Source organism: Bacillus sp. FSL K6-1560 (assembly GCF_038592935.1).
Lineage (GTDB): Bacteria > Bacillota > Bacilli > Bacillales > Bacillaceae > Bacillus > Bacillus subtilis.
Genome location: NZ_CP151946.1, coordinates 4145709 through 4156073, shown reverse-complemented (window position 1 = coordinate 4156073; position 10365 = coordinate 4145709). Strand labels below are relative to the sequence as shown.

At 44.0% G+C, this 10365-nt stretch carries 9 protein-coding genes and 1 pseudogene; 6 read left to right on the top strand and 4 right to left on the bottom strand.

Going from position 1 to position 10365, the window contains the following annotated elements; all coding sequences use genetic code 11:
* Positions 1–9: 9 nt before the first annotated feature.
* Positions 10–765, top strand: a complete 756-nt coding sequence (locus tag NYE22_RS22090) for an Imm26 family immunity protein (protein ID WP_187953909.1) — start codon at positions 10–12, stop codon at positions 763–765.
* Between the two features lie 191 nt (positions 766–956).
* Here the strand turns inward: NYE22_RS22090 and NYE22_RS22085 are convergent, their stop codons facing one another.
* Together NYE22_RS22085 and NYE22_RS22080 are read right to left on the bottom strand one after the other, a co-directional pair.
* Complete coding sequence (locus NYE22_RS22085) at positions 957–1514, bottom strand: DUF2812 domain-containing protein (protein WP_342412183.1); 558 nt, start codon at positions 1512–1514, stop codon at positions 957–959.
* A 2-nt stretch (positions 1515–1516) separates the two neighbouring features.
* Complete coding sequence (locus tag NYE22_RS22080; RefSeq protein WP_014478431.1) at positions 1517–1852, bottom strand: helix-turn-helix transcriptional regulator; 336 nt, start codon at positions 1850–1852, stop codon at positions 1517–1519.
* A 164-nt stretch (positions 1853–2016) separates the two neighbouring features.
* Between NYE22_RS22080 and NYE22_RS22075 the strand changes: the two genes are divergently transcribed.
* Complete coding sequence (locus NYE22_RS22075; RefSeq protein WP_342412182.1) at positions 2017–3165, top strand: GDSL-type esterase/lipase family protein; 1149 nt, start codon at positions 2017–2019, stop codon at positions 3163–3165.
* A gap of 81 nt (positions 3166–3246) precedes the next feature.
* Positions 3247–4686, top strand: a complete 1440-nt coding sequence (gene dbpA / locus NYE22_RS22070; RefSeq protein ID WP_072173215.1) for an ATP-dependent RNA helicase DbpA — start codon at positions 3247–3249, stop codon at positions 4684–4686.
* An 18-nt stretch (positions 4687–4704) separates the two neighbouring features.
* Here the strand turns inward: dbpA and NYE22_RS22065 are convergent, their stop codons facing one another.
* Positions 4705–5991 carry an MFS transporter gene (locus NYE22_RS22065; RefSeq protein ID WP_342412181.1) on the bottom strand — a complete coding sequence of 429 codons (1287 nt, stop codon included), beginning with the start codon at positions 5989–5991 and terminating at the stop codon, positions 4705–4707.
* Between the two features lie 206 nt (positions 5992–6197).
* On the opposite strand from NYE22_RS22065, the pseudogene NYE22_RS22060 reads away from it, so the two are divergent.
* The 3 genes and pseudogenes from NYE22_RS22060 to bglS all read left to right on the top strand — a co-directional run bounded on the left by NYE22_RS22060 (position 6198) and on the right by bglS (position 8831).
* Positions 6198–6878: pseudogene (locus NYE22_RS22060) on the top strand (hypothetical protein).
* 95 nt (positions 6879–6973) lie between these two features.
* Positions 6974–7807, top strand: coding sequence for a transcriptional antiterminator LicT (licT, locus tag NYE22_RS22055; RefSeq protein ID WP_003242598.1), 834 nt, complete (start codon positions 6974–6976; stop codon positions 7805–7807).
* Between the two features lie 295 nt (positions 7808–8102).
* On the top strand, positions 8103–8831 hold the full coding sequence (gene bglS / locus NYE22_RS22050) for a beta-glucanase (RefSeq protein ID WP_342412180.1): 729 nt from the start codon (positions 8103–8105) through the stop codon (positions 8829–8831).
* A 157-nt stretch (positions 8832–8988) separates the two neighbouring features.
* Here the strand turns inward: bglS and citH are convergent, their stop codons facing one another.
* Positions 8989–10269 (bottom strand): citrate transporter CitH, encoded by a 1281-nt coding sequence (citH, locus tag NYE22_RS22045; RefSeq protein WP_003227205.1) that lies wholly within the window; start codon positions 10267–10269, stop codon positions 8989–8991.
* Positions 10270–10365 lie beyond the last annotated feature (96 nt).

The following is a 10365-nucleotide window of genomic DNA, read 5'->3' as shown; positions in this document are numbered from 1 at the left end:
GACCATTCTGTGGGATTTTGGGAAGAAGATCATAAAAACAAGAAAATTATAGTCGGTGATGAAGGATTAGATATTTGTTTCGAATTGATAGAAGAATTTCACAATATGTATAAAGAGCATTTAGACAGAGGACCGACTCTAGAAGAATTTCTTAAAACATTACTTATTGTAATGAATACAAACGGAGATTCTTATTTTCCGGAATTAAGTGATAAACAAGTAGTGGATTTAAAGACCATTACTAAAAAAGTCAAATCAACAGCTAAAGTCATACCGGGAGCAATCATTCAAATACCTTTAAAGAAAATCGACAAGTATACGTATGCTTGGGTAATTAAGGGGGATCTATCGAAGAATAAAGACGATGATATTCTTATTCAGTATTATGATATTTGTACTGATAAAGAATTAAGCAGAGGTGAAGTCATTAGTTCGATGAAAGAAGAAAGGGAACTTTTTGTGGCTAATACTGGATATACTGGCCTGTTACAAGGTGACTGGAAGGTAATTTCAAAAATGCCTCAATACCTAATAGAGAAAACTGATAGTTCTCAACTTAAATTTATTATTTATGAAGAAGGAAAATATCTCATGAGTGAGGGAGATTCATTTGCATCAGAAGATCAATTAGTAGAATTAGATGAGAAGGATGGGAGAAAAATCTTCAATCCGCTGGGTATTTTTGGGCATTTGAGTATAGAATCTATTCTCTATAAATACTTTAATGGAATTACAATGGAGGAAATAATAAAGAATGAATTATGAAAATGTTATAGGAGGATTTATTATATAAATTTAGATTGTCTTAATGTTTAGTCAGTATTATTTTGTACAAAATGAATTTTCATTTATTGTATACTTGCCAAACTGAACTGTTTGTACTGCAAGTATTATTAAAAGGTACTAATTCTAACTAGATTTTTCATACATTTCTTTAATTTAAAAAACCCCAGCCTTCACTCAAGGTTGGGGTTTCTGCGTTTGACTCGCCAAATTTTGAAGACAGCGGCTGCGTAAGTGAGGGTAGCCGGAATAGTGATGGCGATGAGAAAGACAAAAAGGATGTGTATGGTGTTATTAAGTATGGAAGCTTCAGCAGAAATAAACATACTCCTGATGACAGTGAAAACCGCAGTAAGACAGAACATGAACAATGTGATATAGCGGAGGGTATATTCACTTTGTTTGTATTTATCAATCATGGTTGAACGGTCGGAGTAAATCGGCTTCGTTCCGGGTGCGGCGGCAAAGATATGTGTGGTGTATTCAGAACAAACATGCTCCCATCCGGCATTTTCGAATATTTCAAGGTACTCATCTATGTTGTCATTATCGACGGCACGATAGTCTAAGCTGTAGATCAATTTCCGCGGCTCAGTTTTTCTAAGCTTATACCCCATAAACGCAAAAGAATCGAGTACCCAGCCTTTGCTGGCCATATCACTTAGTCTCTTCATATCCTTTTCTTCTGAAAAGGCCAATCCTTCAGACATCATAAATTTTTTCTGTTTCATGACTAATCCCCTTTCAATTGTTGAAAAGCACGTTGACCGTGTTCAGCCATCACTTTTCTGCGCTGAATTTCTTTTTTGAGTAGTTCTTGGCCGTGCAAGGTGGTTTGGTACACTTTGCGCCGTGGGTTGTCATTGTTGACAAGCTTAATGATTTCTTCTTGCAGTAATTTCTTTAACAATGTATATAAGGTAGCCGGGCCGATCGTAAAGGAGTCATCGGTCATGTCCTCAATCTCCTGCATGATCGAATATCCGTGTTTTGGCTCCAGCAAGGTTAACACAATATAATAGGCTGGATCGGTAAGCTGATCCATTTCCTGCGGACGCTGCTTTGGCAAGCGGTCACCTCATTTCTTATATCAACTAATGATATATCACTTATTGATATAATAAAATCTTCCTTTTTGTTTGTCAACGCAATTTTTTTCTCCCTTCTGTCATCATAAAGAAACAATCACCGAGTATGCATTAATGTATTCGTTTTCATAGAGGGGGAGTCTTGATGATAAAATGGATGGCAGCGGTTTTTGTGATGATGTTGATGCTGGGTTTTGGAGGGATTGAGAAAGTGAAGGCGGCGGAGCCGAAGGTGTATCAATTTGACTTTGGAAGCGGTTCGGTGGAGCCTGGTTATATTGGTGTCAGGGCGTCTGATCGGTATGACCGGTCAAAGGGCTACGGTTTTCAAACACCGGAGAATATGAGGGATGTGGCGGCATCCGGGACTGGTGTGAAGAGGGATGCGGTTCAGTTTTTAGCGTATGGGACGAAAAGCAATAACACGTTTAATGTGGATCTCCCGAATGGGCTTTATGAGGTGAAGGTGACGCTTGGTAATACGGCAAGGGCCAGTGTGGCGGCGGAGGGCGTGTTTCAGGTCATTAATTTGACAGGGGATGGCGCGGAGGATACGTTCCAAATTCCCGTCACCGACGGGCAGCTGAATCTGCTGGTGACAGAGGGGAAAGTTGGCACCGCTTTTACGCTTAGCGCCTTGAAAATAAAGAAATTGTCTGATCAGCCGGTGACGAACCGAACCATTTATGTCGGCGGCGACTCGACGGTGTGCAATTATTATCCGCTCAACAGCAGCAAGCAGGCGGGCTGGGGGCAGATGCTGCCTCACTATATCGATAAACATACCTTTCAAGTGAGAAACATGGCGTCTGGCGGGCAGATCGCGAGAGGGTTCAGAAATGATGGACAGCTTGAGGCGATCCTGAAGTACATCAAGCCGGGGGATTATTTTATCTTGCAGCTTGGCATTAATGACACAAATCCGAAGCATAATGAATCTGAAGCGGAATTTAAAGAGATGATGCGTGATATGATTCGTCAGGTAAAAGCGAAAGGAGCGGACGTCATCCTATCAACGCCTCAGGGCCGGGCAACCGATTTTACTTCTGAAGGCATCCATTCGTCTGTAAACAGATGGTACAGGGCCTCTATTTTAGCTTTGGCCGAAGAGGAAAAAACATATCTCATTGACTTAAATGTCCTCAGCTCGGCATACTTTACATCGATCGGTCCGGAAAGAACACTCGGGCTTTATATGGATGGAGATACGCTGCACCCGAATCGCGCGGGGGCCGACGCACTGGCGCGATTGGCTGTTCAGGAGCTAAAACGCCAGGGAATCGCTGGCTTTTAATACATCATTTTTCGACAAAACACATATGCCTTGGTCAATTAGAGTATAATGAGAACATCTGCAAGAGACAGGAGTTTATACATGAGTCATTTTAAAAACTATCAAATCAGTCATGACATTTTACGAGCATTGGAAGGACTGGGATATACAGAACCGACCAAGGTGCAGGAGAGTGTGATCCCCGCTGCCCTTGAACGAAAGGATCTTGTCGTCAAATCACAGACGGGAAGCGGGAAAACGGCTTCGTTCGGGATTCCTCTCTGTGAGCTGGCGGATTGGGATGAAAACAAGCCGCAGGCGCTTATTTTAACTCCAACCCGTGAGCTCGCGGTGCAAGTAAAGGAAGATATCACGAACATCGGACGATTTAAACGAATCAAAGCGACAGCCGTATTTGGAAAATCCTCCTTTGATAAACAAAAAGCTGAGCTTAAGCAAAAAAGCCACATTGTTGTCGGCACGCCGGGACGTGTTCTGGATCATATCGAAAAAGGCACGCTTCCGTTGGATCGTCTCTCTTATTTGGTCATTGATGAAGCGGATGAGATGCTGAATATGGGCTTCATTGAGCAGGTGGAGGCGATTATCAAGCATCTGCCGACTGAGCGCACGACGATGCTGTTTTCAGCGACGCTTCCGCAGGATATCGAGAAGCTGAGCCGTCAATATATGCAAAACCCCGAGCATATCGAGGTCAAAGCGGCCGGCCTAACCACAAGAAATATTGAACATGCGGTGATTCAAGTAAGAGAAGAGAATAAGTTTTCATTGCTGAAAGATGTGCTGATGACGGAGAATCCCGACAGCTGCATCATTTTCTGCCGAACGAAGGAGCACGTCAATCAGCTGACCGATGAATTGGATGACTTGGGATATCCATGCGATAAAATTCACGGCGGAATGATTCAGGAAGACCGATTCGACGTCATGAATGAATTTAAACGTGGCGAGTACCGTTACTTAGTGGCGACGGATGTCGCCGCGCGCGGGATTGATATTGAAAATATCTCCCTTGTCATCAACTATGATCTGCCGCTTGAAAAAGAAAGCTATGTCCACCGCACGGGCCGAACGGGACGCGCAGGGAACAAAGGAAAGGCCATTTCGTTTGTCACGGCCTTCGAAAAACGGTTTTTAGCCGACATTGAAGAATATATCGGATTTGAAATCCAAAAAATAGAAGCACCTTCTCAAGAGGAAGTGGCAAGGAAGAAACCAGAATTTCTAGCTAAACTGAATGACCGTCCGGAAAGCAAAAAGGACAAAAGCGAAGAGCTGAATAAAGACATTATGAAGCTGTATTTTAACGGCGGAAAGAAAAAGAAAATCAGAGCCGTTGATTTTGTAGGAACGATTGCCAAAATTGACGGTGTGTCAGCTGACGACATCGGCATTATCACGATCATGGATAACGCCTCATACGTTGAGATTTTAAATGGTAAAGGCCCTCATGTTCTCAAAGTGATGAAGAACACAACCGTCAAAGGGAAACAGCTGAAGGTGAATAAAGCGAATAAATGATGAATGACCTGCTCCCAGTTAAAGGGGCAGGTCATTTTGCTGCTGGCTGACATCTGTGCTGGTTTCCTCAGGAACAAAGGCAAGAATCACAATACCAATCACAAACAAAATGATTAGGCTGAACACGGCAGTCGAGGATTTCCCGGTCAGCTGGGCGGTAACGGCAATGAGCAGCGGCCCCATAATTGAGGCGAATTTTCCAAAAATGTTGTAAAAACCGAAGAATTCATTAGCGTGGCGCTTTGGCACAAGCTTGGCGAAATAGGAACGGCTTAGGGCTTGAATACCGCCCTGCGAGGTGGCGACAAGCATAGCCAGTATCCAGAAATCAAGCGTTGTCTTCATAAAATAGGCATACACGCAAACGATCATATAAATGACGATCCCGACGTACAGCATGGTCTTCCCCGTGAAGCGTTCTGCCAGTTTTCCGTATACAATCGAAAACGGCGCGGCGACTACCTGGGTGACAAATAGGATGATCAGAAGGCTTGAGGAGCCGATCCCTAAATCTGATCCATAGGATGTCGACATCGTAATAATCGTGCCGACTCCGTCGATATAAAAGAAATAAGCGAGCAAGAAGAGGAAAAGTGCCCGGTATTGCCTGATCCGTTTCATCGTTTGGCCGAGCCGCTTAAAGCTGTTGATGACAATATGAGGTTCTTTTTTGATGTAATAGCGTTGATGGACATGTTTAATCATTGGGATGGTGAACAGCCCCCACCAGGCAGCCGTTATGAAAAAGGACAGCTGGCTTGCGGCCGATACAGACACTGGAATAGTCTCTGCTTGTGCGAGCAGGATGACAGCAATACTGATGATAAATGGAATCGTGCTGCCAATGTATCCTAAGCCAAAACCCCGTGCCGAGACGAGATTCATCCGCTTCTCAGGCGTGACGTCCACGAGAAAGGCATCATAAAACACATTGGCGCCGGAAAAACCGATAGCCGATATCGTATAAAACAGCAGCAATAGCAGCCAATGCTCACTTGGGATAAAGGCGAGCATCGCGGTGCTGGCGACACCGGCTGACACAAAGAAACCGAAGAACTTTTTCTTGCACCCTTCATAGTCGGCGATTGTGCCTAAAATAGGGCCGAGCATCGCAAGAATAAACGTTGAAATCGCAATGGTATAGCCCAGATAGGCAGTCGATTGAGCGGCGCTGACACCGCTTTCCGCAGCTGCTGATTTATAAAATAACGGAAATACCGCGGTGGTCACGACAATTGAGTAAGCAGAATTTGCCCAGTCATATAATACCCAGCTGTTTTCTTGTTTCGTAAAACGTTTCATCATCAGAGCCCCTCTCCGGTAACGATACTTCTATTGTACGAGAAATGGGCCTGAAAAGAATGGAATGCACGTCAATTTTTACAAAATATTTATGTTTTTTCGCTTCAAATCATACTTTTGATTTATTGCTGGGGTTAGGTGTATCTGGTACCATTTAACTATATTTTATGGTATTTTCCAGAAGGGATTCAGCAGAGAGGAGACAGAGCATGAGGCGAATAGGCTTGTGTATAAGCCTGCTGGTCACAGTTCTTGTGATGAGCGCATGCGAAAGTGAAGGTGAGGCTCAGATGTTCGCAGACTGTGATCAAAAGACAGTAAAACAAACCGCAGCCAAACCGATGAACAGTAAGAAAAAGCAGGATTTCCAAGCCCTCGCAAGCGACAGTCAGCTGGCCATTGTGTTCAGTTCCATGATACAAGTGAGCGAAGCATTTGATTATGGAATCGGCAATCCAGAATACTTCGTGCGAATCAGCATGACTGAAGAAGAAGCAGACATTGCGAAGGAGAATCTCGAATCGATTAAGCTTGAGAACAAATCGCTCAAAAAATAAAACAGCGAGGCGGTTGCCTTGCTTCAAAAAACGCGTAATCAAGATATGAGCCGCATCGAAATTCAGCAGCTGACAGAAAATAGAGCCGGTTTTTTTGAGACCGCAGACAGTATGATCAAACTCATCAACCAAGTCACACCGAAAAACGCGAAGAAGACAAGACAGCAGCTGGATCAGCTGAAAAAACAATATACACAATACAGTGCTGAAAGCATTAAAATCATGAACAGCATTGTCAAAAAGCAGAAAGCTGACAAGGCATCATTTGAACGCCATCTGGAGGCGCTGCTTCAAAAACAGCCCGGGCAGCAGGTACGGGGTGAATTGTACTGACCAGCTTCCGTCTTTCCCTGATGATATTGACCTAGTACAAAAAGAATGTACAATCAAGATATAGTCTGTTCTTAGTAGATTTGGAGGGACATGCCATGAAAATTGCGAAGGTGATCAACAATAATGTGATCAGCGTGGTCAATGAACAGGGGAAAGAATTGGTCGTCATGGGCAGGGGGCTCGCGTTTCAGAAAAAGTCCGGCGATGATGTCGATGAAGCCCGCATTGAGAAAGTGTTCACGCTCGATAACAAGGATGTATCAGAAAAGTTCAAAACCCTTTTGTATGATATACCGATCGAGTGTATGGAAGTATCCGAAGAGATTATCAGCTACGCAAAATTACAGCTCGGCAAAAAGCTCAACGACAGCATCTATGTGTCGCTGACCGACCATATTAACTTTGCCATCCAGCGCAACCAGAAAGGGCTTGATATCAAAAACGCCTTGCTGTGGGAAACAAAACGGCTCTACAAAGACGAATTTGCGATCGGCAAAGAAGCGTTGGTTATGGTAAAAAACAAGACTGGTGTGTCTCTGCCAGAGGATGAAGCAGGCTTTATTGCTCTGCATATTGTAAATGCCGAGCTGAATGAAGAGATGCCCAATATTATCAACATTACAAAAGTCATGCAAGAGATTTTGAGTATTGTAAAATACCATTTTAAGATTGAATTCAACGAAGAATCGCTTCACTATTATCGGTTCGTCACCCACTTAAAGTTTTTCGCGCAGCGTCTATTTAACGGCACTCACATGGAAAGCCAGGACGATTTTTTGCTGGATACAGTGAAAGAAAAGTATCATCGCGCGTATGAATGCACGAAGAAAATCCAAACCTACATTGAGCGGGAGTATGAGCACAAGCTCACAAGTGACGAGCTGCTGTATTTAACCATTCACATAGAAAGGGTAGTTAAACAAGCATAATGAGAGCGCTGACATTTGTGTTTCCTTGTGTTCACTTTTTCTTACATTCACATATGAAAATGCTAGGATTGTTACTGATAAAGCAGGCAAAACCTAAATTACAATGAGTGCGGATCATCTCTGTCTGTGCTGATGGTAATTTAGGTTTTTATTTTTTTCAGAGGGAAGATGATGATAGTTACAGGATTCAAGTTAGTAAGATTCGATATTATCATTATTTTGACCGATGTTCCCTTTTAAAAGAATCATGTAAGATCAACATAGAAAACGCTTTCAATGAAAGGGGAATGCCAATATGCCTTATCTGAAACGAGTGTTGCTGCTTCTTGTCACTGGATTGTTTATGAGTTTGTTTGCAGTCACTTCTACTGCCTCAGCTCAAACAGGTGGATCGTTTTTTGACCCTTTTAACGGCTATAACTCCGGTTTTTGGCAAAAAGCAGATGGTTATTCGAATGGAAATATGTTCAACTGCACGTGGCGGGCTAATAACGTATCAGTGACGTCATTGGGTGAAATGCGTTTAGCGCTAACAAGCCCAGCTTATAACAAGTTTGACTGCGGGGAAAACCGTTCTGTTCAAACATATGGCTATGGACTTTATGAAGTCAGAATGAAACCAGCTAAAAACACAGGGATCGTTTCATCGTTCTTCACTTACACAGGTCCAACAGATGGAACTCCTTGGGATGAGATTGATATCGAATTTTTAGGAAAAGACACAACGAAGGTTCAATTTAACTATTATACAAATGGTGCAGGAAACCATGAGAAGATTGTTGATCTCGGGTTTGATGCAGCCAATGCCTATCATACGTATGCATTCGATTGGCAGCCAAACTCTATTAAATGGTATGTCGACGGGCAATTAAAACATACTGCAACAAACCAAATTCCGACAACACCTGGAAAGATCATGATGAACTTGTGGAATGGCACGGGTGTCGATGAATGGCTTGGCTCCTACAATGGTGTAAATCCGCTATACGCTCATTATGACTGGGTGCGCTATACAAAAAAATAATGCCAAATGTGAAAGAGCCTGCTGCAATATAGCAGGCTCTTATGATTGTAATGAGGAGTTGTTGGCATGAATCTTCTATTCACTCATAATATCCTATTTGATCTTCTCCCCTCTGTAAATCACGTACTCACTCAATGCTACGATCAAGCTCATACATTTAGAAAGAAATAATCCCAATCAAAAGCGCCGCAATGGTCATCACAATCGTTGTTCCCACGGCCCATTTAATAGTGAATTTTTGATGGTCGCCAAAGCTGACGCCTGCCATTCCTACCAATAGATAGGTGGAAGGCACAAGTGGGCTGAGCAGATGCACAGGCTGCCCCAGCAAGGAGGCCCTCCCGATTTCAGCGGCGTCTATTCCGTAAGCGGAAGCGGCTTCGGCGATGATGGGAAGGACACCGAAGTAAAAGGCGTCATTCGACATGAAAAAGGTGAAGGGCATGCTGACGATCGCAGTGATCAACGGCAGGTGCGGGCCCATGGCATCAGGGATGAGTGAAACGAGAGAATGCGCCATGGCATCCACCATTTTTGTGCCGGAGAGAATGCCTGTGAATATGCCCGCAGCAAACACCATGGAGACAACGTTTAACGCATTACCCGCATGCGCCGAGATTCGTTTCTGCTGCTCTTTGACATTTGGATAGTTAACCATCAAGGCCACGGCGAACGCAGTCATAAAAAGAACAGGAAGCGGCAGCAGGCTGGTGATCAGTGCGGCCATCAGAGCGACAGTCAGCAGCAGGTTAAACCATTGAAGAGCAGGACGCTTGAGCGGTGCGGCCTCCGGATCGGAAGACGGTGCGTGATCAATCGAAATGACGCCGAGCCGCTTCCGCTCTTTCTTTCCGAGGATATAAGCAACGGCGATCACCCAGAGAATGCCGGCGATCATAGCGGGAATCAGCGGCGTGAAGACCTCTGACGTGTCCAATTTTAAGGAAGCCAAAACCCTCGCAGTCGGCCCGCCCCACGGGATAATATTCATAACCCCCGAACCGAGCATCGCTATTCCCGCTAACACCAAACGGTTCATGCCGAGCCGTTTGTAGAGAGGCAGCATCGCTGCAATGGTAATCATATAGGTTGTTGTCCCATCTCCGTCCAGCGAAATGGTCATGGTCAGAACCGCTGTGCCTACGGCGATTTTTAACGGATCTCCTTTGACAAACGATAAGATTTTGGCAATGAGAGGATCAAACAGGCCTGAGTCAATCATAATGCCGAAATACAGGATGGCGAATAACAGCATGATACCGGTAGGGGCGAGGTCTGTAACGCCCTGAATCATCATCTCGCCGAGATCTTTGCCAAATCCGCTGATCAGGGCGAACACAATAGGAACGACAATCAAAGCAATAAGAGCGGAAAGCCGGTTAGACATAATAAGGTACATAAAGACAATCATCATCACAAAACCGAGTATGGCAAGCATGATATGACCTCCCCTATTCAACAGCTTTTTTTGGTAAGCGCTTCCATCCTTTCTTTCTGTGAAGAAGGCTTATTTCAAATGTGTATGACCGCATAT